Genomic DNA, 22,769 nt, shown 5'->3' on the forward strand with positions numbered 1-22,769 from the left:
AAAATATGGAGGTGTGGGTGGAGACGGTTGATGTGCTGGATCAGCGCGGCCTTGCTTTTTTTCGCGTGCACGGTGGCGTCGCCAGCTACACGGGTCAGCCGGATGGCTGGCACGAAGGAGGAGGCAAGTCCAAGCCCATCAATAACGTCGATTTACCAGATCAAATTTTTCTGCGCTGGCAATCCTTAGTTGAACCACAAACCTATAAAGTTTTGATCAAAATACCCCAATGGGTACGCGATGAAATGATCAAGCCACAGCGGGAGTTTTGTAGCTGGGATCAGGAAGTTGTCACTCTATATCGGGACACCATAAGCCTGGGCATGGCGCCCGGAGGCATCGCAAAGGTCTGGGTCGGATCGGGGTGTTTAGAGCATAAGGAGGTCGGCCGCTTTCAGGCTGAAATCGAACCGCTCGGACCCTATCGTGGGGCGAGCAAGGGCAAGTACATCCCACTCGAACCTGAAAACAAAGCCTACATCGACCAGCACGGCATTCCCTATGGCAGCTGGTAATGCTGCTGCGGCCCCGCACCCATCGCGCCACCGCACAAATGAACGTCTCAGAATCCAGTGCGGCGCTCACTCCGATGTCGGCGGGGGCTATCTCCCACGAGCACGAGAAAAGTTGTGGATGACGCAGCCCTGCAAGGCCAGCGTTCCGACCGGTCAAAAGGTTGAATTCCATGCCGCGTGGACCCGTGCAGAGGCGGACGCCAACGTATTGCGCGAATCAGGCGTGGCTCGCGATGGCTACGTTGCCGTGAAGGCCTGGCCTGCAGCAACTAACCCTCGCGGCAAAGCTGAGCCGGTCATGCAGGACTACTGGATAACCGTGCTGCTCGAACGCCCCGTGCATGGCGAACTGAGCCTGATTGCATTGCGTGTCATGCGTGAGCTGGGGATACGTCACGGCGTTCCATTCAAGGGTCTGGAGGAGCGGCCTGAACTCGCAATGCCGGATGAGCTCATGCCTATCGCGAATCGAATCTTGCAGCAGATAATGATGGACCGGCTCGTACGCCTTGAGCCGGCTCAAGAGGCGTTGCTGCGAGCGCGTTACATCCACATGTCCGCGCACTGGACCCCTGAGGGTCCCTTTCTATTCAGCAAGCCGGCGCCGCTGAATCGCAGGAACGTGCACCTCAATAGTCCGCAAGAAGGTTATCCGGAATGAGGTGCCTGGGTTTTGCAGTCGGATTCCTACTCAGCTTGAGTGCCTGTGCCACGGGTGGCTCAGTACCCCCACCTGTCAAGCTGCCATATCCGGCGTGGTATATCGGCTTCGCCGCGCCCAAACACATGGAAGTGTGGGTTGAAAGCGTCGATGTGCTCGATCAGCGGGGATACGTTTTTTTTAACGTACATGCCGGAGTCGCCGGTTACACGCGAAAGCCCGAGGGCTGGCACAAGGGCACATCTGGCGGAAAACCCATCAACAACGTTGACTTACCAGACCAACTTCTTCTGCGCTGGCAGTCACTAGTGGAGCCTCAGGCTTACAAAATCAGCATCCGGATACCGCAGTGGGTACGCGATGAGATGGTGACGCCACAGCGCGTGTATTGCCGCAGTTCAAAAGAATGGATGAACGACTACCGTTTCGCGATTACGTTGGGAATGGCTCCGGGAGGTATCGTCAAAGTGTGGGTCGGTGGGCCATGCCTGAGCTTCAAAGAAGTTGGCCGCTACCAAGCCGAAGTCGAGCCGCTCGGCCCGTACCGTGGCGCAAGCAAGGGCAAGTACATCGATCTCGAACCTGAGAACAAAGCCTACGTCGACCAACACGGCATTCCGTATGGAAGTTGGTAATTTCAACTGCCAAAGTTCGATGTGCGCCGATTTCCAGTTGAGTCGTGCGGGCCGTCAAATGGCACAACAATTCTGTTGCCTGATACAGCGCGTTCGCCAGCAAACAAGCTCCTACACCCGAAGGCACTTCCGAGGAGTGAGCAGTTCCCAGCCGCTTATAAGCACTCATCGTAAACAGATAGTGACTCAATCAAACTAACCGAGAGACTTCACAACTATGAAAGACATCATCCGCCTAGGCGACCTCACCACTCACGGCGGCGTGGTGCTTGAAGCCTTCCCGCAGACTAACCTCAACGGCAAGCCCATCGCTGGGGTAGGGCACAACGTCAGCTGCCCGTTATGCAAGGGAATTTTCCCCATCGCCGAAGGCAGCAGCACGTACGCCGTGGATGGAGTCCCGGTTGCGCTGGACGGCATGAAGACCGCCTGTGGTGCGGCCCTGATCGCCAGTGGACCGAGAGCCGCCGTTATCAGCTGATAATCCACCTGCGCGACCCGCTCCATGTCCCCACGAAAAATCTTCATGGTCATCGACGGTGCAATGCCGTCCATCCAACTCCTGACAACTCTCCATTCAGATCGCTTAGGGTCGCGAAATTCAATTCGTTCCGCTGTCGTTTAAATAACAGACCACCTGTCGGGACACGCCCACCGTTATTAAACTTTAAGCGCCACACCATTGGTCGGGCCTATTTTCGCTTTCCTGAATTACACCACCCCCGATCTCTCTTTATATCTGTGCGTTCTGCTTAGTTGACCGATCGCCGTACTAAAAAAGCTGAACTTGTCGTTAAACATCCTGATATCAAAATAGCCTGAGAAGGGAGTAACACTATGTTCCTGCACAATAAACGTCTCCAATACACGGTTCGCGTCGCCGAGCCTAACCCGGGTCTGGCCAATCTGCTTCTGGAGCAGTTCGGTGGCGCCCAGGGCGAGCTGGCCGCGGCCACTCGTTACTTCACTCAAGCATTGGCCGAAGAAGATCCAGGTCGCAAGGACCTGTTGCTGGACATCGCCACCGAGGAATTGAGCCACCTTGAGATCATTGGCTCGATCATCGTGATGCTCAACAAAGGCGCCAAAGGCAAACTGGCCGAAGGCGTGCAAGCCGAAGGCGAGCTGTACCGTGACATCAACGGTGCCGGCAATGATTCGCACATCACCAGCCTGCTGTACGGCGGTGGTGCTCCGCTGGTCAACTCCGCGGGCGTGCCATGGACAGCCGCCTACATCGATACCATCGGTGAACCGACGGCGGACTTCCGTTCGAACATCGCCGCCGAAGCACGGGCGAAGATCGTCTACGAACGCCTGATGAACGTGACCACCGATCCAGGCATCAAGGACGCCCTGGGCTTCCTGATGACCCGTGAAATCGCGCATCAGATTTCCTTCGAGAAAGCGTTGCATTCGATTCAGCCGAACTTCCCCCAAGGCAAGCTGCCAGGCATGCCAGAGTTCTCCCGGACTTACTTCAGCATGTCCAACGGCGAGCCGAACGTGCGTGGGCCGTGGAACAGCGACGCTGATTTCGAATACGTCGAGAATCCAAAGCCGGCAGTCGATGGGGGCGACGGTACCGCTTCTGTCACGTTGAGCGAGGACGATTCGGTGACGCTGACCATGATGAAAGAGCGGCTGAAGTCCGATCTGGAAGCCGACCCTATGACCGGTGCTGACCTCGGGTCGGGCCTGGCTCAGGGCAAAGCCGAGTAAACCGAGACGGGCTGGGCCGGTACGTAGCGGCCCCGCCCGACAGTGTCATCAATGCCAGGTACAGCATGGAGGTCTCTGATGAACAAGCCATTGGAAGATTCAACCCTCAACGAACCCAGCGAGTTGTTCAACGACAACGCCAAGCTCGACTTCACGTCATGTGTAACCCGTTTTGAAGCAGAAGCGGCAACGCTGGGGCGCGGGTTCAGAACGGCGTTGTTTGTTCAGCAATTCAAGGCGGGACTGCTGCCCAAATCCGTCAAAGGGGTTGAGAGACTTCATTAACGCTCGGGGTTTCTGTGGGTGGTTTCGCAGAACCATCCGCTGGCTGGACGGTTCCATCTCGCTATAACTCCATCGATTTTGCCCGCGAAAGCGGGCTTTTTTTTGTCGCTGCCGAGGGGACCGAATGGGATACCTGCTCAGCAACTGCACGCCGCGCAATCCGCAACGTTGCGACGGGCTGGACTGATCCGCGATTACACGCCACTGTATTGGCCTTCGCGCGTGAGCAATGCGTATTTTCAGGCCTGATGCACATCAGGAGAGGGAGCAGATTTGAATCAGCTAAAACGCCTTGAAAGCGGGATCAAGGGCTTCGACGCAGTGCTCAAAGGAGGCCTTGTTGCGGGCGCGTCATACATCATTCAAGGACGGCCGGGGTCGGGCAAGACGATTCTCGCCAACCAGGTGGGGTTCAACCACGTCCGCCAAAACGGCCGCGTGCTGTTCGCAACGTTGCTCGCCGAACCCCACGACCGGCTGTTTCATTTCCTCTCGACCCTGAGCTTCTTTGATCGCGGCGCGGTAGGCCAGAGTATCCAGTTCGTCAGCGCGTTCGACACCCTCGAGAACGATGGGCTGCACGAAGTGGTCAAGTTGCTGCGCCGCGAGATCAGCCGCCAGCATTCCAGCCTGCTGATACTGGACGGGCTGCTCAACGCGCGCTCCAGGGCAGAAACGCCGCTGGACACCAAGCAGTTCATCTCCGAGCTGCAGGGGCATGCCGCATTCGCCGGTTGCACGGTGCTGTTCCTCACCAGTTCGCAACTCGACGATGGCAGTCCCGAGCACACCATGGTCGACGGCGTGATCGAGATGGGCGAAGACATGGTCGGCTCGCGCACGGTGCGGCGGATCAAGATGCGCAAGACCCGGGGCAGTGGCGCGATCCCTGGTGCCCATGAATTCGAGATCAACGAGCAGGGCATTTCCATTTACCCGCGCCTGGAATGCATGCTCACCCGCACCGGCGCCATGCCCGAACATCCCCATTCCCTACTGAGCAGCGGCATCGACGGGCTGGACGCCCACATCGGTGGCGGTCTGGTCCGCTCTTCGGTGACCCTGATCATGGGCCCTTCTGGCGCGGGAAAGACGTCCCTGGGCATTCAGTTTCTGGGCGGCTGCTCGGCACAGGAGCCCGGGCTGTACTTCGGCTTTCACGAGTCGCCGCAGCGGGCCATGAGCAAAGCGCGTTCTCTCGGAAAGGACTTCGCCGCGCTGGAAGCGTCGGGGGCGCTGCACATCGTCTGGACGCCGGCCTCTTCGGGTCTGATTGATCGGGTCTGTTACGACTTGCTCGACCGGGTAGAGCGGCTGCAGATCAAGCGTGTGTTCATCGACAGCCTGAATGCCCTGAGCCGCACGGCCGCCGATCAGAGTCGTGTGCTGGACGTTCTGGACACCTTGCTCAGCGAACTTCGCGGCCGGGGCGTTACGGTGATGGCGGCATGGGAAGCCCATCGGTTGTTCGACGAGCGTGCAAACCTCCCGACACCGGATGTCTCCGGCGTGGTGGATAACCTGCTGCTCGTCCAATTCGTGCAGCATCGGACTGAACTTCAGCGGCAGGTTTCTATTCTGAAGATCAGAGACAATGCCTACGATCCCTCGCCACTTGAAGTCGTGATGAGCAACGCTGGAATCACCATGAAGAAGGTCTGAGATATGCGATTCGCAACGTGGGGGTGGCCAGAGCCGTTGAGTTGCCTGACCAGGCGCCAGACCCTCGCGACGTCGTGGGAAGTGACCCTCTGATGCCGACCATTCTGATCATCGACGACGAATACCTGATTGCCGACATCCTCAGCTTTGCGCTGGAGGACGAAGGCTTTCATACGGTCGTCGCCGGCAGCGGAAGCAAAGCGCTGGCCATTCTTGACCGCGAGCGCCCCGACCTGATCATCACCGATTTCATGATGCCGGGCATGACCGGTCTGGAACTTGCCCAGACAATCAAGTCCCGTCAAGTGCACATGGCGACGCCGATCATGCTCATGAGTGGCGCGCAGGCCTATATGGGGACCGAGCGGCCGGATTTGTTTGATGAGGTGATTGAAAAGCCCTTCGACATCGATCAGGTCATCGGCAAGATCCACGCTCTGTTTCAAGCCCGCCTGTAAGCCCGTTCATAAGTTGGCCTCCCTCGATCGTTATTACCGTTGAACGAATCGGATCAGGGCAGGGTCGATACTGATAACGCTTACAAGATGGGCAGCGCAATGAATACCTGGTACAGCAAATCGTTGGGTGAAGGCACCGTTGTCTACCGCCGCCTGCGCGTGTTAAACGAACTTCGCCATCAGATTTGTCCCGATGCGTCGTGCCCTTATTCGCTGTACATGGACGCCGTGACCGCGGAAACCATCGTTTTGTTTGAGCACGACCAGATGGTGCTGGCCACTGCCTTTGGTGCACTTCCTTGTGGGCAGCCTCACATCAACGGGGTCCGCCTGATCAACCTTGAATACAGCCCGCTGCCTGTCACGCTGCAAAGTGCACAAATCTTCAGCACCCCACGTACCCACACACAACACTCGGTTCCACGCTGATTATCGTGCGTAATGACCATGCCTTTGAATGTTCAAACTGATCATCAATGTGAGCAGGTTCCAGTGTGAACAGCTCGGTTGATTGTCGGTGTTGCCCGCAGGAGAATCATAATGGCCGTGGCCGTCGTCAGACTGGAAGGTGAAGACATCCCACTTGAACACCGGCAGTCCGGTGCAACCGCCGTCTTCCGCGTCAAGGATGAGGGGGGCGCCGAACTGTACTTTGAAGATGAAGTTGAAGCGGCCAAGTCAGCCGTCGAGCTAAGCAATGCCGAGCAGTCCTGAGTCGGTAGTGGCTCAGTTTATATGCACTCAATGATCGTCCAAGAGGCTCAATATTGCATCGGTAAACTCTGCCGGTGCTTCTTGCGGCACATTGTGGCCCACTCCCTCTATCACCTGCCGCCGCACTTGCCCTGCAAATCCCCGCACCGCCGCAACGCCCTCACGTTTTGAAGAGACGCCATCGTCTGCCCCAGCGAGGATCACCGCCGGAACGCTGATCGGTGGCGTTTGCGCGAGCTTCTCTTGAATAAAGGCATAGGCGGGATCGCCCGGCACCAATCCGTACCGATGACGGTAGGAATGCACCACGACCTCGACAAAGTCCGGGTTTTCAAACGACTGAGCGGTGTCAGTGAACGTGGATTCGGAGAATCCCCATGTCGGTGACCAGAGCGTCCACAGCAAACGGCAGAACTCCGTTCGATTGGCCGCAAGGCCTGCCCGTCCGCGCTCGCCGTGAAGGTAATACTGGTACCACAGGCGCCGTTCCGTTTCGGGGGAGGCGGGTGTGTTTGCAGCAGCGATGTCCTGAATGTTGTAGCCGGGGTCGCAACTGACCAGTCCCGTTACCCGTTCCGGCCACAGCGCAGCGACCACACATGCGGCGCGTCCGCCCCAGTCGTAACCGGCGAGAATGGCGTGAGGAATGTTCAGCGCGTTCATGAGTGCCAGGAGGTCGGCGCCCAGTGCCGCCTGCTCGCCCGAGCGGGGTGTGGCGGCATCGACAAATCGGGTGGGACCGTATCCCCTCAGATAAGGCACGATGCAGCGGCAGCCAGCCTGAACCAGTCGCGCCGACACCTCGTCATAGGAGTGGATGTCATAGGGGAATCCGTGGAGCACTATCACGACAGGCCCGTCGCTGGGGCCCACGTCGCGGTATGAAACATTCAGCACGCCGGCAACGATGTTCTTCACGGGATGGCTCCGACAGACAGGTAGTAGCGAAGCCCTGAGGACATGCCGGGCTGAAATAAGGGAGGATCTATCTGATGAGCGTGTGCGACGGCGAAGCGTAAATCAATACGGGAGCAGCGTTTGAATCACCGATGCAGCGCCGTGGGCGCATGCATCGGGAGATCGGCAATGGGGCAGTGGTCAGTGAGCCAGCTCCCTAGACAGGCCGATCAGGAAACCCAGGATTCGACCGTGTCGGAACCGTGTTCGGCTTTCCATTCTTTCAAGGTTTTGTGGTTGCCACCTTTGGTTTCAACGACTTCACCGGTGTGCGGGTTTTTATACACTTTAACGGCGCGGGCTTTGCGAGTGGTTTTCTCGGGGGCGCTGGCGTTCTTGCCCTGTTTGGATCCGGTCGGGTGATCCAGAATCGAAATAATATCTTTAAGGCTCTTATTGTATTCGCCGAGCAGCGTACGCAATTTGCCTTCGAATTCGATTTCCTGTTCCAGGCCTTTATCGCCTTTCATGGCCTCGAGGGCAGCGAGCTGATCGGCAAGGTGACGTTCGAGTTGGCGGTATTCAGCAAGTTTAGACATTGGAACTCCATGTTTCGGTTTGTTGATACTGACGTGCGGCGTTAGCACTGGCGAACATTGGAGCGCACGGTGATTACTGGTGTAACCGTGGACACTGTAGTGCGAGTGGGTGCATGGATGCCAGTACTAACAGCAAACTTTTCTGCCTTGACTGCAAGGTTGCCAGTTCACGCGCTGTGGTGAGGTTTAAAACATGCACGCCTGTCAGCTGTTGTCGAGCGCTGCAGGCTGCAACGCTGTGTTCAAAGCGGGTTTCAATGCCAGGCCGCCAAACGAGGTGGTCGGGTCTACATAACGCAGCGCTGATTTAATGTCTTTCCAGCCGACGTAATTCATCAGGCTTTTAATATCCCAGCCGTTGCCTGACGCCCACGTTGCAAATCCTCGGCGCATCGAGTGACTGCTGTAGAGGTCGTCGGGCAGCCCGGCGTCTTTAAAGATGCGCCGCAACATCGGCACCAGGCTGTGGGCGTTGATGGCGTCCATGGACAGGTTGCCCCAGCGGTCTATCCGGCGGAACACCGGCCCCTGGGTCAGCCCGGCCACGGTGATCCAGTTGATGTACGCATTGACCGGGCAGAGGGTCTTCAGCGCCGGGGTGCGAAAGGTGGTGCCCTCATGCTGGCGGTCGCCTTTGGTGTACGGCAGATAAAAGCTGATGCCTTCGCCGGCCTGGGCCTGGGTGTTGCCGATGTCCAGCCGGGCCAGTTCGTCGCCGCGAAACCCTCGCCAGAAGCCGATCAGCACCAGCGCGATGGAGCGACGATGACGCATCAGTGTCTTGTGGTCGCCCCGTGCCCAGGCGGCGTTCGCCTCATTCTCCAGCCATGCCACCGCTTGCTCGAGGTGACGCAACAGCAACGGCGCCGCCTGTTTGGCCTGCGCCGGGTGGACGACGCGAATGCCCTTGAGCAGTTGCCGCACGGTGGGTGTTTTGGTCGGGTCCGGAAACCCCTGGGTGACGTGCCACTGGGCCAGCGCCGCCAGCCGCTGCTTCAGCGTACTGATGGCGTGCTTGTCAGCGTACTCGGCGAGGTAGCGCACGATGCCGTCGCCTGTGGTGGGCAAGTAACCGCCCCAGACCACTTCGAAATGCTCGATCGCGGCGCGATAGCTCCGCCGCGTATTGGCGCGGGTGCCTGCTGACAGGTATCGATCTGCCTTTTCCATACGTCCCTCGGCGGCGTGACACGGGCGCTTTGCTGGCTGGGATCGCCTTTCACCCGTCTGAAAAGCGATAAAGCACTATTATCGGCTGCTGGCAGAAACATTTCCACACAAGGTTTTAGCTGCTAATGTAGCCTGTAATAACGTGTTACGTAACACGGTACGAAATAGTAGGAGTGGACATGGCACGCGGAGGCATTAACAAGGCGGTGGTAGAACGCGCACGACAGGCGTTGCTGAGCAAGGGCGCCTACCCCAGCATCGACGCGGTACGGGTGGAACTGGGTAACACCGGGTCGAAAACCACGATTGCGCGGTACTTGAAGGAACTGGACGCCCAGGCGCCGGCCGAGGTGTCGTCGCGGGAGCGCATGAGTGAGGAGCTGAAGGCGCTGGTTGAAAGGCTGCTTGATCGGCTGACGGAGGAGGGCGCGCAGGTCGTTGCCCAGGCGCAGGCGGCGTTCGATCAACAACGATCAGCATGGGAAGCCCGGCTGGAAGCCCTTGAGCTGGAGCTGAAGTCAGCCCGGCACCAGTGCGAATCGCAACACGCCGCGCTGACCGAACAGGGCGCCCAGTTGCACACCACCCACTCCTCCTGGCAGTCGGAACTGACGCGCAACGCCGGTCTGAGCCAGCAGTGCCAGGACCTTGAAAGGCGCGTGCAGGACAAGGACGTGCAAATTCAGTCCCTCGAAGAAAAGCACGTGCACGCCCGCGCCGCGCTGGAGCATTACCGCGAGGCCATCAAGGAGCAGCGCGAGCAGGATCAGCGTCGCCACGAAGCGCAGCTTCAGCAGATCCAGCTGGAGCAGCGAAAGCTTCAGGAGACGCTGGTGGTCAAGCAGGATGAATCCACGCGCCTGAATCGCGACAACGAGCGTTTGCTCGGCGAGATGCGTCAACAGGCCCGGGCGTTGTCCGATCAGCAAGACCAGGCGCAGCGCCTCACCACAGAACTTCGCAGCGCGCAGATGGCCACCGCCAAAGCCGACGGCGCCCGTGAGCAGCTTCAAGAGCAACTGATGGCTATAAAAGCGGACAGTAAATCCCTGGCGAAAGCGGTGTCACAGGCCAACGAGCAACTGGCACAGGCCAATCAGCGTGTGGCTGTGTTGAGCGAAGACAACGAAAGCCTGCGCGCTGAGGTGCAGCTCATTATTGCCACGGCGCCGCCGATACAGACCTAAGCGACCCACCGGTCTTCAGCTTGCGGAAAGCCATGTCACACCAGCCCATCCCCAATGTCATCAAACCCGCCAGCCCCTCGACCGTCGCCCTGGCGCGGGGTTCGTTGTTCAAGTTCGTGTTCCTGCTGGCAGGCGTCTTTCTGCTGGCCGCCTATCTGTTGGCCTTCCTCGCCCATGACCTCGATCACAACGAGGAGATCGAAAGCGCGTTCTACACCGAGAAGGCAATGCGCTCTCTTCAAAAATCGCTGTCCGTCACGGTCAGGGACTACGCCTACTGGGGCGATGCCTACCGCTACCTGCATTTGCAGGTGGACACGGAATGGGCGTTCGTCCGCCAGAACATCGGACCTACGCTGTACAGCGATTTCGGGTTTAAGGGTTTGTTCGTCATCAATGACGCCGGTCGTACGGTGTATGCGGTGATCGCAGGACAGATGCAAAAGGTCGATGCCGATCCGTGGCTGGGACAGGCCAAGGACCGGCTGCTGGCCAAGGCTAGGGAAGGGGCCGAGACAGGCACGCCGGTCACCGCCTTCGTCGACCTGAACGGCACACCCGCGCTGGTTGCCGCAGCCGCTATCACCCCTGGCACCGACCCGGGTGTGACCGCCGATGGCCGGGCGCCTTCGGTGCTGATCTTCGTCGACGTGCTGGACGACGCCAAGCTGGCCGTTCTGGGCAAGGAATACGGCGTAGACGGCCTGCACATTGCAACGCCCGACGAGCTCAACCAAGTCTCGATCTTTCCACTGGGCGAAGGCGGTACTGCCGGCGCCCTGCACTGGACGCCCCCCAAGCCAGGCCTGCGCCTGCTGACCCTCGGCCTGCCGCTGATCGGTCTGGCCGCCGCGCTGGTGTGCCTGATGACCTGGGCTATCCTGCGTCGCGCCACCGCCGCCGCGCGCTCCCTGGATGACAGCTACGCGTCCCTGCAAAAAAGTGAAAGCGCATTGGCCACCAGTGAAGCGCGCTTTCGTGACGTGGTGGAAGCCAGCTCGGACTGGGTCTGGGAAATCGACAGCGCAGGGCGGTTCACTTACCTTTCGGACCGCTTTGAAATCGTGACCGGACTGAACCGCGCCCAGTGGGTCGGCGCCTTGATGGACGATCTGCTGCAAACCGAGCTCGGCCAGGTGTCGCAGTGGCTGGCGATCCCCAACCGTCGCCCCGACATCACCATTCAGTGCCGCTACCTGGAGACCTGCGGGCGCGAGCGCATCAGCCGCTTGTCAGCGCGGTCGATGGCGGTCGGCGGATTCCGCGGTACGGCCACCGATGTCACCGAAGAAGTGGAAGCCCGTCGGCGCATTGAGTTTCTCTCCCAGCATGACGCCCTGACCGGGCTGCCCAATCGGGTCCGCTTGCAGGAGTTTCTGGACGGCAAGCTGAAAGCGTTGCCGACCCTCGATCAGCCACTGGTGATGCTGAGCATTGACCTGGACCGCTTCAAACCGGTCAATGACCTGCTCGGCCACGCCGCCGGCGACCGCGTGCTCAACGACGTGTCCAGTCGGCTGTCCGATTGCGTGCGCCACGGCGATCTGGTCGCGCGGGTGGGCGGCGACGAATTCGTGCTGATCCTCAGCGACCCCCAGACCCAGGACGAAGTCGAGGCGTTGTGCCGACGGCTGATCGAGTCGATCGAACGCCCGGTGCAGATCGACGACCAGGAAATATTCGTCAGCGCCAGCATCGGCGTCGCCATGGCGCCCACCGATGCGCGCGAGGCCGCCGAGCTGCTGCGGTACGCCGACATTGCGCTGTACGAGGCCAAGGCCAGCGGTCGCGGCACCTGGCGGTTTTACGCAGGCGACATGAACGCGAAGATCATCGAGCGCCGTCGGCTGGAGAGTGACCTGCGCTATGCCATCAAACACGATGAACTGCGCCTGCATTTCCAGCCGCGCTTCCGTATTTCCGACGGGGAAATGGTCGGCGCCGAAGCGCTGGTGCGTTGGCAGCATCCCCAGCGCGGCCTGATTCCCCCGGACACCTTCATCCCCATCGCCGAGGAAAGCGGGCTGATCATCCCCCTCGGCGACTGGGTCATGGCCCAGGCCTGCAGTGAAGCCGCGGGCTGGCCGAAGCACCTGTTCATTTCCATCAACCTGTCGCCGGCCGAATTCAAGCGCGGCAACCTGCCGGCGCGCATTCAGGCCGCCCTCAAGGCCACCGGGATCGAGCCGTCGCGGGTCGAACTGGAGATCACCGAAGGGGTGATGATCGATGACGCCGTCGGGGCGCTCGATGTCATGCAAACGCTCAAGCAGCTGGGGGTGCGCATCGCCATGGACGACTTCGGCACAGGGTATTCGTCGTTGAGTTACTTGCGCACCTTCCCCTTCGACGGGCTGAAGATCGACCGCAGCTTCCTGACCCGCCTCAGCGAAAGCGAGGGCGATCGCTCCATCGTGCAGGCCATCGTCGGGTTGGGCCGGGCGCTGTCACTCACGGTTACGGCCGAGGGCATCGAAACCGCCGAGGATCTGCAATTGCTCAAGTCAGTGCAGTGCGAGGAGGGGCAGGGCTATTTCCTCAGTCTCCCGCTGACCACCTCGGACTTTCACGCGCTGCTGGCGGCGAGAAATACGGCGGCGCTGGGCACAAACGTATAAAGTGCGCGCGCTGTCCCGGCAGCGCCTTCCATCCATCACACCCGTTGCCGCATCTGGCCACTGTTTAGTTCTGGAGTGTTCATGACTCACCCGCGCGCTGTTTTCACCGAAGGCTCGGTGGCCCGGCACGTGCTGGTGATGTCGAGCACCAGCGCCTTGAGCCTGCTCGCGGTGTTCCTGGTGGACATCTTCACGCTGCTCTACGTCTCGATGCTTCACGACCCGTTGCTGCTCGCCGCGACGGGGGTGGCGAAGGTGTTGATCTTCCTCAACAGTGCCGTGTCCAGCGGGCTGATCATTGCCGCCGCAACGGTGCTGTCGGAGCGGATCGGCCATCGCGCCGCGAAGGCGTCATCGCGTCTGGTCACCCACTTGATGGTGATGGTGGTGATCGCGTCGGGCGCAGCGGCGGCGTTGCAACTGGCGCTGCTAGTACCGCTCACCCATTGGCTCGGCGCGGACGCCAGCACCTACGAAGCCGCGCGAATTTTCATCTGGCTGACCCTGCCGTTCAGCGTGTTGCAGTCGGCCATGCAGATGTCGGCGCAAATCCTGCGAACCGCCGGCGACAGCCGCCGCGCCCTGTGGGTCGTATTGTCAGGTGCGGCGACCCTGGCGCTGGCTGACCCCTTGTTCATTTTCGGCTTTGGCCTCGGGCTCGAAGGCGCGGGGATTTCCTATGCGCTGTCGGCGCTGGTGTCCCTGGGACTGGGCATTTACTGGCTGCGGGCGCGGCTGGGGATGCCGTTTACCCTCCGCTGGCGCCTGCTGCGCCTGCACACGCGCAAGGTCATGCAGGTCGGCTTGCCCGCCATGGTCGGCAACCTGGCGACGCCCGTGGGCCTCACCTATCTGGTCTCGTCGATCGGCGCCTATGGCACGTCGGCGCTGGCGGCCATGGCGGTGATGGACCGCGTGATGCAGTTTGCCTACTGCGTGTTCTTCTCCCTGCCCAGCGCGCTGGCGCCGGTGCTGGGGCAGAACATCGGCGCCCATCGCGATGCTCGCGTCGCCTCAGCCATCGTGTTCAGCCGCAGGCTGGTGATCGTCTATGGCCTGCTGGTCTGGGCCGTGCTGCTGCTGGTGGCCACTCCGCTGGCTGACACCTACGAACTCGAAGGCGCCGGGCGGGCGATCTTTTTAGCGTTCTGCCACATCGGCGGCGGGCTGTGGGCGCTGATCGGGCTGGATTTCGTCGCCATCGCGATGTTTGTGACCCTGGGCCGGCCGTGGCTGGTGGCGCTGTTCGCCTGGCTGCGGGCAACGCTGGGGACCGTGCCGTTCGTGCTGGGCGGGATTCACCTGTTCGGTGCGGCCGGTGCGTTCCCGGCCATGCTCACCGGTAACGCATTGATTGCCGTGACTTCGATTACAATCGCGTCCCTGACGGCCAGGCGGTTTTTTCAGCGCCGGGGCGCCGCGCAGGCCGTGGCGTGAGCAGGCAGTTGCCGTGCTCGGTCGGGCTTTATTTGAATCTGCGAGACAAGGGCTTATGACAGACGACGAATCAGGGAATGACTCGCCCGAGATGGCCTCGCCGAAGCGGCGGCGTGCACCCAAGGGTGAAATGCGTCGTGCCGCCTTGCTCGACGCGGCGACGCTGATCTTCGCCCGCAATGGTTATTCCAGTGCGTCGATGAAAGATGTCGCGCAGCTCGCCGGCATCACCACCGTCGGCCTGCTGCATCACTTTCCGAACAAGGAGGCGCTGCTCAATGCGCTGCTGGAGCGGCGAGATCAGCGAGTGGTGTCGCGGTTCAGTGAACTGACCATGGAGATGACGCTGGAGGGGTTCATCAAATTCGTGCGGATGAGCATGGGTTTCAGCGTCCAGGACGCTGCCGAGTGTCAGGCGGCGATGGTGCTCAATACGGAAAGCCTGTCAGAGGCGCATCCGGCCTTCGACTGGTACAAGACGCGCTTTCACATCACCCACGAGCATGCGCGCGGGCATCTGCAGGCGTTGATCGAGGCGGGGGAGGTGCGGCCGGACATCGACGTGAAGGCACTCGCTCAGGAGATCTTCTCGGTCATGGACGGTGTGCAGATTCAGTGGCTCAGGGCCCCGGAAGATGTGGACGTGATGGCGGTGTTCGAGGGCTACCTGCGCCGTTTGAAAGCCGACCTTCAAGCCCGTCCCTGAGCTTGAAGTGACTGTTTAAACCCCGACCGGAAACCCGACCGGGTTACCCACTCAGTAGGTTTGCGACGCGCTGACCTGCACTGCCTTGCGCAGTGGCAGCGGCAGCGGGTTGCTGTCTCGGGTGGTCAGGTGTTCCGGGAACAGCGTGATCAAGGTGCGATCCAGCGGCAGGTCTTCGGAATCAGGCCCTACGAGGATCTTGAACTTGCCGGCGTCCACATCCCAGCTGTCGGTCTTCTCGACGTAGTACGCCAGGGAGCGCGAATCGATCGGGATACTCACGGTCTTGCTTTCACCCGGTTGCAGGTAAACCTTGGTGAAGCCCTTCAGCTCTTTCTCGGGACGGTCGACCGCCGGGTTGTTCGGGTGAACGTACAGCTGCGCCACTTCGAAGCCCGCTTTGTCACCGGTGTTGGTCACTTTGAAGGTGACATCGACCGTGCTGCCCGGCGCCATGACGTTGGTCGACAGCTTCAGGTCGCTGTAACCAAACGTGGTGTAGGACAGGCCGTAACCGAACGGATACAGCGGCTTGGCGTGCTTCTTGTCATAACCGCGATAACCCATGTACAGGCCTTCGCTGTAGGTCATTTCGGTCAGCGCGTTGTCGCCACGGTAGGCAGCCGGATCCGGGTACGACGCGTAGCTCGGGTTGTCCTCGATCTTCTTGTCGATGGTGATCGGCAGCTTGCCCGACGGGTTGACCTTGCCGAACAGAATCTCGGCCAGGGCCTGGCCGCCTTGCTGACCCGGGAACCAGGCTTGCAGCGATGCGCCGACCTTGCTCGCCCACGGCTGCATGTCCGCCGAACCGCCGCCGTGCATGACCACGATGGTGTTGGGGTTGGCCTTGGTGACGAAGCTGATCAGCTCTGCTTGCTGGTCAGGCAGTTCGAAACCGTGGTCGGAGCCTTCGCCTTCGTGCTCGTAGTTGGAGCCTGTTGCAATAACGACCGCGTCGTACTTGGACAGGTCCTTCGGCGGACGCAGCGCGGCCCAGCTCATCTGCACGCCGGTCACGCCACCCAGCGCAGGGATGAAGTTGCCCTGAATGCGTTGGTACTCAAGCTTCACCGAGTACGACTTGCCGGCCACCAGCGCGGCGGTTTTGCCTGACGTTGTCAGCGCGTTGACCACGTCGCCGGAGTACGGCGCGCCGTCGCTCTGCAGGACCAGCTCGTCGTTGACCCACAATTTGTACGGGCCGTCCGCACGCACCTTGAACACCTGGGCGCCGGAAACGCTCGGCTTGATGGTGGCGGTGTAGCGTGCCGAGAATGCGCCTGGGGTCGGGCTGAAACCGGACACCGCGGTGGTGCCGGCGTTGGTTTCGTTGGTGCCGGTGGTCCAGTTGAGGTTCACGCCAGGTTCGACGCGGGTCACGGCCGGGCTGCCGGAGAAGCTGGTGTTGGCGAAGTATTCCGCCTTCACGCCGGCATTGTTGACGTTATTGCTGCCCACCGCGGGCTGAAACCAGGCCGAGGCTTTGGGGTTCAGGCTCAGCTCGGGCAGGTAGGTGACGTTGGCGCTGCTGGATGCCAGTTGCTGCAGGCCGCTCAGCTCGGTGACGTAGCTGTTGGGCGGCGAGTTCGCGGTGCCGAACGGCGAGGCCGGCGCCTGATAGGCCCAGTCACCGATGACCGCGATCTTGGCGTCTCGGGCCAGCGGCAGCAGCGGTTTGCCCGCTGCGGTGTTCTCGTTGCGCAGGAGCACGATCGACTCACGCGCCGTGTTCAGCGAAGCGCGCTGGCCGTACTCGGGGTGGTCCAGGGTCTTGGCGGTGTTGAGGTTTTCCTGGAAGTCATAGCTGACGATGGCGCGCAGGTTGCGTTTGACCTTGTCGTCGATGACGTTCTGGCTCAGCTGGCCGCTCCAGACATAGGGCATCAGGTTGGCTTCAGTGAATTGCAGGCCCGACGGCATGTCGATGTCGGTGCCGGCCCATGCGCCTTTGAACGCGTCATGGATCGCGTTGAAGTCACTGATCACGGTGCCCTGATAGCCCCATTCACCCTTGAGCACTTCAGTAATCAGGTGATGGTTTTCGCAGGCGTAATCGCCATTGATCTTGTTGAAGCCGCACATGATCGAGGCGACATTGGCGTTCTTCACCATCGACTCAAAGCCCGGCAGATACAGCTCACGCAGGGTGCGCTCGTCCACCACGACATTCAGCGCCTGACGGTTGGCTTCCTGTTCGTTGGCCAGGTAGTGCTTGCCGCTCGCCTGAATGCCCTGTGCCTGAATGCCGTTGACCACGGCCGGCGCCAGTACGGCGCCGATGAACGGGTCTTCGCCGCTGGCGTATTCCGCCGAGCGCCCGTTGTACGGCGTGCGGTACAGGTTAACGCCCGGGGAGAGCATTTGCTGACCACCGGAGATCCGCGTCTCGTAGGCGATTGCCAGGCCGAATTCCTTGGCGCGGTTGATGCTCCAGGTCGCCGCGAGAGCGGACTGTGACGGGTACTGCGCGCCGAATGTGGCGTTGTTGACGTGCACGCCCATGGAGGAGTCGTAGGCCACGGTGCCCTTGATGCCCCATTTGAGCAAAGACGGGATCATGTGGCCGTCGTTGACGCGGGTGAAGTTGATCTTCTCGGACTGGCTCATGTTGTCAAGGATCGAACTGACTCGGGCTTCGACGGCGTTGCCGGTGGCCGGCGTGACATCCGCCAGGGCCAGGTTGGCTTGCAGCACGCCAAGGGACAACAGGCTCAAGGCCAGGGTGTGTTTGAAAGCTGACATCGGGAATGCGCTCACGGGTTGCTGACGGTGGCCGGACGGCGGGGTGCGTGGTTCGGTCATGGCTTCTGCACCAGTACCGGCGCGTCACCGGTGTCGACCGGCGCATCGAGCACGGCGGACGAAGTCTGGGTAGCTGGCACGGCAACCTTGTCAACGCCGGAAAGCTGGTCGCGCTGTTTCTCAACTTGGGCGCGAATTGTTTCTGCAGAAGTTGCGTTTTGAGTGGACGTGGAGTCCGCCGCAACAGCAGCAAAACTGCAGGCGCCGAAAAGCACGACGCTGCACACAGACAGCATGGTTCTATTCATCGATTGTTTCTCGATTGATGGGGTGTGGAAATTAAATGAACGCGCAAACCCGCCCTGTGAGAACAGGACGAACGTTAAGTCTGCGGAATCTACTGATTAGTTCAGCGTTTGCAAGATTAATTTTTAATTAGACGAGCGGTGATCGAAAAGGGGCTTTCAGGAAGGTTTCCGAAGGCGGTGCAGTGATGAGCTGAAGACAGATAATCTTGATTCACGGCAATAAAACGCCCCTTTAAACGAATTAAAGAGATGATTAATGCCAATAACAGAGCAAAACCATAGCGTGAATTGCTGCATCGAAAACCTAATTGCTATTAGGTTTAGGTTGCTGGTAAGCTCTCTCCGCGCTGAGGAATCCTCGACCATTCAGACGACTGCATAGCCGCCTTAGTTGCGGATACATATTCGTCATCTTTGGCGGTTAATAGCACTTATGTGTCGCTCATTATGTGAGTGACTGCGCCCAAAGTTTAATTTGAACTGATCAGGAGTCTCTGGAGAAATACTGGCGACCGCTGAACCGTGAGCGATGTAAAAGTGCGCCTCTCTCATGAGTTAATAAGCACGCCAGTGCCGTCGTCCCTTTACACCCGCAACCACCCCTAACGCTAAAAGCCCTGCGTCAGACATTCGGAAAGGGGGCACAAAGTTTTTGTGGCGCAGGGTGTGGGCGCTAGTATGGTCGGGAACGCTTGCGAACGGGCGGCTCGGACCTCCCGCTTTCGCCCACTTCCCACTCGGGAGCCATCACCGGCCCCAACACGGAAAACCAACAATGATCTTGAGAGTGACTGGGGCGGTGATGGCGATTTTCGCCATTGCCCTGCTGTACATGGGTGCGCAACTGGTGGCCGCCGGCGGCTCGGCGGCGTACTCGATGATCGCCCTCGCGGTATTGGCCTCGGCGGTGCTGCTGATCCTGAAAAAGCAGTCGGCGCTGACGGTGTATGCGCTGCTGATGTGGGCGATTCTGATCTGGATCGTCTACGAGGTCGGCTTCGACAAATGGCAGTGGATTCCGCGCGGCGACCTGTTCGCGCTGCTGGGTCTGTGGCTGGCGCTGCCGTGGGTGGTGCGCCCGCTGTACAAGGCGCAGAACCCGGGCGATACCCGCCGCTTCCATCCGTTTCTGGGCGGCACCGTCGGCGTGATGATGCTGATCGTGCTGGCGGTGATGTTCTACGACCCTTACCCGGTGGCCGGCAAGATCGAAACCCCGCTGGCGACCCGCAGCACGGGTGAAGCCGGTAATGACTGGGTGGCCTATGGCGGCACCAACAGCGGTCAGCGTTTCTCCAGCCTTGACCAGATCAATGCCGGCAACGTGAAGAAACTGACCGTGGCGTGGGAATACCACACCGGCGATCTGCGCGATGCCGCCAAAGACGCCGGCGAGTACACCTTCGAAGCCACGCCGTTGAAGGTCAACAACCGGGTGTACGTCTGCACGGCGCACAACGAAGTGCACGCGCTGAACCCCGAAACCGGCAAGCCGGACTGGAAGTGGGCGCCGGAGAAAAACCGTTCGTACCTGCAGCAGCATCAGACCTGCCGTGGCGTCAGTTACTACGCGCCGGCCGCAACCGGTGTAGCCACCCCATCGAGCCAGTGCGCCAAGCGCATCATCACGGCCACTGCGGACGCAAAACTGGTGGCCCTGGACGCTGACACCGGCACGCTGTGCAGCGATTTCGGCGACAACGGGGTGATCGATCTCAGCACCAATATGGGCGAGATCCGTCCCCATGCGCTGATGCAGACCGCTGCGCCGCTGATCGCCGGTGATCTGGTCATCGTCGGTGGTTCGGTGATGGACAACGGCTACAACGATGGCAACCCGTCGGGTGTGATCCGCGCCTACAACGCTGTGACCGGCACGCTGGTGTGGAACTTCGACCCGGCCAACCCAGACTTGACCCAGCCCATTGCCGCCGAACAGACCTACCCGCAGGACACACCCGTGGCGTGGGGCACGTTGAGCGCCGACATGAAAAACGGCTTGGTGTTCGTGCCGTTCGGCAATGCCTCGCCAGACGAGCTGGGCATCAACCGCGACCCGAACAGCAACACGGAAAAATTCCGTGACACGCTGGTGGCGCTGGACCTGAACACCGGTGCGTTCAAGTGGAAATTCCAGTCCTCGAACAACGACCTGTGGGACCGCGATAACCCGTCGCAGCCGACCCTGATGGACGTGGGCAAAGAGGGCATCCAGCAACCGGCGCTGCTGTTGCCAACCAAAGTGGGCAATATTTTCGTGCTCAACCGCCTGACCGGGGAACCGATTGTCCCGGTCGATCAGGTCAATGTGTCGACCCAGGGCGGCGTGCCGGGCGAGCATTTCGCGCCGACCCAGCCGGTGTCGAAGATCAACTTCATCCCGGAACCCCTGAGCGAGAAATCGATGTGGGGCCTGACGCCCTTCGATCAGATGGCCTGCCGCACGACCTACAACACGCTGCGCTACGACGGCAACCCGTGGACGCCGAGCACCGAGCAGGGTTCGTTGATTTTCCCCGGCAACATCGGGGCGTTCAACTGGGGCTCGGTGGCGGTGGATCCGGATCGCCAGATTCTGATCGCCGCACCAGTACGCCTGGCCTACACCTATCACCTGATCAAGCGCACCCCGGAAACCGCCGAGAAGCGGCTGTTCACCCAGGACGGTACGCCGTACTGGAACGAGAACTTCAACGGCGACTACGCGATTCGGATCAAGCAGTTCGCTTCGGCGCTGGGGGTGCCGTGCATTGCGCCGCCGTGGGGCCGCATGGTCGGGGTGGACCTGACCACCGGCAAAACCGCGTGGATGCGCCGCACCGGCACCACCCAGAACCTCAAAACCAGCTTCCTGCCGGGCCGCTTCCCGATCGGCTTCCCGATGGGCATGGTCGCCCACGGCGGTCCGCTGGTGACGGCGGGGGGCGTGGTGTTCCATGGCGCCACGGCGGACAACTTCATCCGCGCGTACGACATCAACACCGGTGACGTGCTCTGGGAGAAGGAGCTGCCGGCGGGCGGTCAGGCGACGCCTTCGACCTACATGGGCAGCGACGGCAAGCAGTACGTCGTCATCTCCGCCGGCGGGCACGGCTCGCTCGGCACCACGTTGGGCGACAGCGTGATCGCGTTCCGTCTGGATTGATTGATTGACGTGTGGAAAAGGCCGTGACGCCGTTGTGCGTCACGGCCTTTTTTGTGATGGCATCCCGCACATTCGAGGGTGCTCACACCGGCGTCTTCCCGGCTGAAGCCGGTCCCACTATCGGTATGCGGTCACCCTGTAGGACTGGCTTTAGCCGGGAAGGCGGCGGATGTCACACCGCTGAATATGTGCCGCTCACATTGGCCTTTTCCCGGCTGAAGCCGGTCCTACTAGGGGTATGCGGTCCTACCATGCTGCATATGTCGCATCACCGAGCAGTGGCGCTCGCGCCATGCAGCCGCATTCAGCCCTAAAAAACGATGTCCCGGTAGAACGCTTTCAGCGTGTCAACGAACTCTTCGGACAATTTCGTCCGCACTTGGGCCGGTGCCCACATGACGTAGGTGGGGAAGAGGATCTGCGGCACAAACGGGCGGATGACGATATCGCGGTGGCGATAATCCCGGGCCACCAGCGGGTGGGCGAGGGTGATGCCCATGCCCAGCGCCACCATCTCGCAATTGATGGCGCTGTACTGCGCCTCCACGGTCATAACCCGCTCCACGCCGGCCTGCTCGAACAGACCGTCCACCAGCGCCCGGGTGCCGTCGCCGTGGCACAGCGACACAAAGGTCTCTCCCTCCAGATCGGTGAAGGTGATCTGCGTTCGGCTTGCCAAGGGATGGGACGCCGGCAACACGCACACCGCTGCCACTTCGCTGAGCAACTCGATCTGCTGACTGTCGACATCGCCGGGGTGCACCACAATCCCCACATCACAGAACTGCGACTTTACCCACTGCTCGACGGTGGGCGAGGAGTTCACGTGCAGAGACACCGTCAGCTCCGGTCGCGTCTCGGTAAACGCCTTGAGCACCCGGGGCATCATGCTCATGCCGGTGGAAGGTACTGCCGCCACCCGCAAGCGGCCCGTGCCCAGATTGCGGATGTTCTTCGCCGACAACTTGAGGCTGTCCAGCCCGACGTAGGCGCGCTCGACTTCCTGAAAGAAGGCCTGACCCTCCTGAGTCGGCATCAGCCTGACGCCGGCGCGCTTGAACAGGGTCAACCCGGTGCTGAGTTCCAGTTGGGCAATCAGCCGGCTGATGTTGGGCTGCGAGGTAAACAGCACCTCGGCGGCAGCGGTCATGGAACCCAGGCGCATGACGCTGCGGAAGGCTTCGATCTGTCTCAGGTTCATGTCGCGCTCCATATCAAATATGAATAACTAAGGCCTATATCCGTATTTGACCATATGGACGCCCCGTCGCAATACTCGAACCAGCCACCCATAGCGCACATGAA

General features: G+C 60.6%; 21 protein-coding genes. 15 read left to right on the top strand and 6 right to left on the bottom strand.

Translation table 11 applies throughout. The features are described 5' to 3' along the window. The first annotated feature begins 5 nt into the window (after positions 1–5). The 10 genes from M1E04_RS12420 (at position 6) to M1E04_RS12465 (ending at position 6,652) form a co-directional block, all read left to right on the top strand. Complete coding sequence (locus M1E04_RS12420) at positions 6–515, top strand: DUF2931 family protein (protein WP_244160283.1); 510 nt, start codon at positions 6–8, stop codon at positions 513–515. Between the two features lie 118 nt (positions 516–633). Then, positions 634–1,176 carry a hypothetical protein gene (locus M1E04_RS12425; protein WP_456293100.1) on the top strand — a complete coding sequence of 181 codons (543 nt, stop codon included), beginning with the start codon at positions 634–636 and terminating at the stop codon, positions 1,174–1,176. Between the two features lie 125 nt (positions 1,177–1,301). After that, the gene (locus tag M1E04_RS12430) at positions 1,302–1,811 is read left to right on the top strand and encodes a DUF2931 family protein (RefSeq protein WP_456293101.1); all 510 of its coding nucleotides are present in this window, start codon (positions 1,302–1,304) and stop codon (positions 1,809–1,811) included. A gap of 217 nt (positions 1,812–2,028) precedes the next feature. Further along, positions 2,029–2,292, top strand: coding sequence for a PAAR domain-containing protein (locus tag M1E04_RS12435; RefSeq protein WP_369317858.1), 264 nt, complete (start codon positions 2,029–2,031; stop codon positions 2,290–2,292). Between the two features lie 356 nt (positions 2,293–2,648). Further along, positions 2,649–3,533 (top strand): manganese catalase family protein, encoded by an 885-nt coding sequence (locus tag M1E04_RS12440; RefSeq protein ID WP_192131726.1) that lies wholly within the window; start codon positions 2,649–2,651, stop codon positions 3,531–3,533. Between the two features lie 78 nt (positions 3,534–3,611). Then, positions 3,612–3,818, top strand: coding sequence for a hypothetical protein (locus M1E04_RS12445; RefSeq protein WP_192131723.1), 207 nt, complete (start codon positions 3,612–3,614; stop codon positions 3,816–3,818). A 273-nt stretch (positions 3,819–4,091) separates the two neighbouring features. Then, complete coding sequence (locus M1E04_RS12450) at positions 4,092–5,480, top strand: RAD55 family ATPase (protein ID WP_456293102.1); 1,389 nt, start codon at positions 4,092–4,094, stop codon at positions 5,478–5,480. A gap of 92 nt (positions 5,481–5,572) precedes the next feature. Then, on the top strand, positions 5,573–5,938 hold the full coding sequence (locus tag M1E04_RS12455) for a response regulator transcription factor (protein ID WP_065990774.1): 366 nt from the start codon (positions 5,573–5,575) through the stop codon (positions 5,936–5,938). Positions 5,939–6,037: 99 nt separating this feature from the next. Then, positions 6,038–6,367, top strand: coding sequence for a hypothetical protein (locus tag M1E04_RS12460; RefSeq protein ID WP_456293103.1), 330 nt, complete (start codon positions 6,038–6,040; stop codon positions 6,365–6,367). 111 nt (positions 6,368–6,478) lie between these two features. Continuing rightward, complete coding sequence (locus tag M1E04_RS12465) at positions 6,479–6,652, top strand: hypothetical protein (RefSeq protein WP_410930131.1); 174 nt, start codon at positions 6,479–6,481, stop codon at positions 6,650–6,652. A gap of 27 nt (positions 6,653–6,679) precedes the next feature. On the opposite strand, the gene M1E04_RS12470 is transcribed toward M1E04_RS12465, so the two are convergent. From M1E04_RS12470 to M1E04_RS12480, 3 genes are all read right to left on the bottom strand, one after another. Continuing rightward, positions 6,680–7,570, bottom strand: coding sequence for an alpha/beta fold hydrolase (locus M1E04_RS12470; protein WP_456293104.1), 891 nt, complete (start codon positions 7,568–7,570; stop codon positions 6,680–6,682). Positions 7,571–7,779: 209 nt separating this feature from the next. Continuing rightward, positions 7,780–8,148 (bottom strand): histone-like nucleoid-structuring protein, MvaT/MvaU family, encoded by a 369-nt coding sequence (locus tag M1E04_RS12475; protein WP_065990779.1) that lies wholly within the window; start codon positions 8,146–8,148, stop codon positions 7,780–7,782. 204 nt (positions 8,149–8,352) lie between these two features. After that, the gene (locus M1E04_RS12480; RefSeq protein WP_369317862.1) at positions 8,353–9,318 is read right to left on the bottom strand and encodes a tyrosine-type recombinase/integrase; all 966 of its coding nucleotides are present in this window, start codon (positions 9,316–9,318) and stop codon (positions 8,353–8,355) included. A 179-nt stretch (positions 9,319–9,497) separates the two neighbouring features. On the opposite strand from M1E04_RS12480, the gene M1E04_RS12485 reads away from it, so the two are divergent. The 4 genes from M1E04_RS12485 to M1E04_RS12500 all read left to right on the top strand — a co-directional run bounded on the left by M1E04_RS12485 (position 9,498) and on the right by M1E04_RS12500 (position 15,266). Continuing rightward, on the top strand, positions 9,498–10,505 hold the full coding sequence (locus M1E04_RS12485; RefSeq protein ID WP_456293105.1) for a DNA-binding protein: 1,008 nt from the start codon (positions 9,498–9,500) through the stop codon (positions 10,503–10,505). Positions 10,506–10,537: 32 nt separating this feature from the next. Continuing rightward, positions 10,538–13,123 carry a bifunctional diguanylate cyclase/phosphodiesterase gene (locus tag M1E04_RS12490; protein WP_456293106.1) on the top strand — a complete coding sequence of 862 codons (2,586 nt, stop codon included), beginning with the start codon at positions 10,538–10,540 and terminating at the stop codon, positions 13,121–13,123. 81 nt (positions 13,124–13,204) lie between these two features. Continuing rightward, positions 13,205–14,560 carry an MATE family efflux transporter gene (locus M1E04_RS12495; protein ID WP_192131709.1) on the top strand — a complete coding sequence of 452 codons (1,356 nt, stop codon included), beginning with the start codon at positions 13,205–13,207 and terminating at the stop codon, positions 14,558–14,560. A gap of 55 nt (positions 14,561–14,615) precedes the next feature. Continuing rightward, a complete protein-coding gene (locus M1E04_RS12500; protein WP_456293107.1) occupies positions 14,616–15,266 on the top strand; it encodes a TetR/AcrR family transcriptional regulator in 651 nt (216 codons plus the stop codon). Between the two features lie 51 nt (positions 15,267–15,317). Here M1E04_RS12500 and M1E04_RS12505 read toward each other — a convergent pair whose 3' ends face one another. Both M1E04_RS12505 and M1E04_RS12510 read right to left on the bottom strand, forming a co-directional pair. Continuing rightward, a complete protein-coding gene (locus M1E04_RS12505; protein WP_456293189.1) occupies positions 15,318–18,011 on the bottom strand; it encodes a glycoside hydrolase family 3 protein in 2,694 nt (897 codons plus the stop codon). Between the two features lie 56 nt (positions 18,012–18,067). Continuing rightward, positions 18,068–18,319 carry a hypothetical protein gene (locus M1E04_RS12510; protein WP_410930128.1) on the bottom strand — a complete coding sequence of 84 codons (252 nt, stop codon included), beginning with the start codon at positions 18,317–18,319 and terminating at the stop codon, positions 18,068–18,070. Between the two features lie 775 nt (positions 18,320–19,094). Here M1E04_RS12510 and M1E04_RS12515 point away from each other — a divergent pair. Next, entirely contained in the window at positions 19,095–21,464 is a 2,370-nt protein-coding gene (locus M1E04_RS12515) for a membrane-bound PQQ-dependent dehydrogenase, glucose/quinate/shikimate family (protein ID WP_456293108.1), read from the top strand. 310 nt (positions 21,465–21,774) lie between these two features. Here the strand turns inward: M1E04_RS12515 and M1E04_RS12520 are convergent, their stop codons facing one another. Next, the gene (locus tag M1E04_RS12520; protein ID WP_065990796.1) at positions 21,775–22,665 is read right to left on the bottom strand and encodes a LysR substrate-binding domain-containing protein; all 891 of its coding nucleotides are present in this window, start codon (positions 22,663–22,665) and stop codon (positions 21,775–21,777) included. Positions 22,666–22,769 lie beyond the last annotated feature (104 nt).

This window comes from Pseudomonas sp. AK106 (genome assembly GCF_053903055.1).

Coding starts and splice junctions, on each gene's coding strand:
- M1E04_RS12420 (WP_244160283.1), top strand. CDS start 6: ATGGAGGTGTGGGTGGAGACGGTTGATGTGCTGGATCAGCGCGGCCTT.
- M1E04_RS12425 (WP_456293100.1), top strand. CDS start 634: ATGACGCAGCCCTGCAAGGCCAGCGTTCCGACCGGTCAAAAGGTTGAA.
- M1E04_RS12430 (WP_456293101.1), top strand. CDS start 1,302: ATGGAAGTGTGGGTTGAAAGCGTCGATGTGCTCGATCAGCGGGGATAC.
- M1E04_RS12435 (WP_369317858.1), top strand. CDS start 2,029: ATGAAAGACATCATCCGCCTAGGCGACCTCACCACTCACGGCGGCGTG.
- M1E04_RS12440 (WP_192131726.1), top strand. CDS start 2,649: ATGTTCCTGCACAATAAACGTCTCCAATACACGGTTCGCGTCGCCGAG.
- M1E04_RS12445 (WP_192131723.1), top strand. CDS start 3,612: ATGAACAAGCCATTGGAAGATTCAACCCTCAACGAACCCAGCGAGTTG.
- M1E04_RS12455 (WP_065990774.1), top strand. CDS start 5,573: ATGCCGACCATTCTGATCATCGACGACGAATACCTGATTGCCGACATC.
- M1E04_RS12460 (WP_456293103.1), top strand. CDS start 6,038: ATGAATACCTGGTACAGCAAATCGTTGGGTGAAGGCACCGTTGTCTAC.
- M1E04_RS12465 (WP_410930131.1), top strand. CDS start 6,479: ATGGCCGTGGCCGTCGTCAGACTGGAAGGTGAAGACATCCCACTTGAA.
- M1E04_RS12475 (WP_065990779.1), bottom strand. CDS start 8,148: ATGTCTAAACTTGCTGAATACCGCCAACTCGAACGTCACCTTGCCGAT.
- M1E04_RS12480 (WP_369317862.1), bottom strand. CDS start 9,318: ATGGAAAAGGCAGATCGATACCTGTCAGCAGGCACCCGCGCCAATACG.
- M1E04_RS12485 (WP_456293105.1), top strand. CDS start 9,498: ATGGCACGCGGAGGCATTAACAAGGCGGTGGTAGAACGCGCACGACAG.
- M1E04_RS12490 (WP_456293106.1), top strand. CDS start 10,538: ATGTCACACCAGCCCATCCCCAATGTCATCAAACCCGCCAGCCCCTCG.
- M1E04_RS12495 (WP_192131709.1), top strand. CDS start 13,205: ATGACTCACCCGCGCGCTGTTTTCACCGAAGGCTCGGTGGCCCGGCAC.
- M1E04_RS12500 (WP_456293107.1), top strand. CDS start 14,616: ATGACAGACGACGAATCAGGGAATGACTCGCCCGAGATGGCCTCGCCG.
- M1E04_RS12505 (WP_456293189.1), bottom strand. CDS start 18,011: ATGTCAGCTTTCAAACACACCCTGGCCTTGAGCCTGTTGTCCCTTGGC.
- M1E04_RS12510 (WP_410930128.1), bottom strand. CDS start 18,319: ATGAATAGAACCATGCTGTCTGTGTGCAGCGTCGTGCTTTTCGGCGCC.
- M1E04_RS12515 (WP_456293108.1), top strand. CDS start 19,095: ATGATCTTGAGAGTGACTGGGGCGGTGATGGCGATTTTCGCCATTGCC.
- M1E04_RS12520 (WP_065990796.1), bottom strand. CDS start 22,665: ATGAACCTGAGACAGATCGAAGCCTTCCGCAGCGTCATGCGCCTGGGT.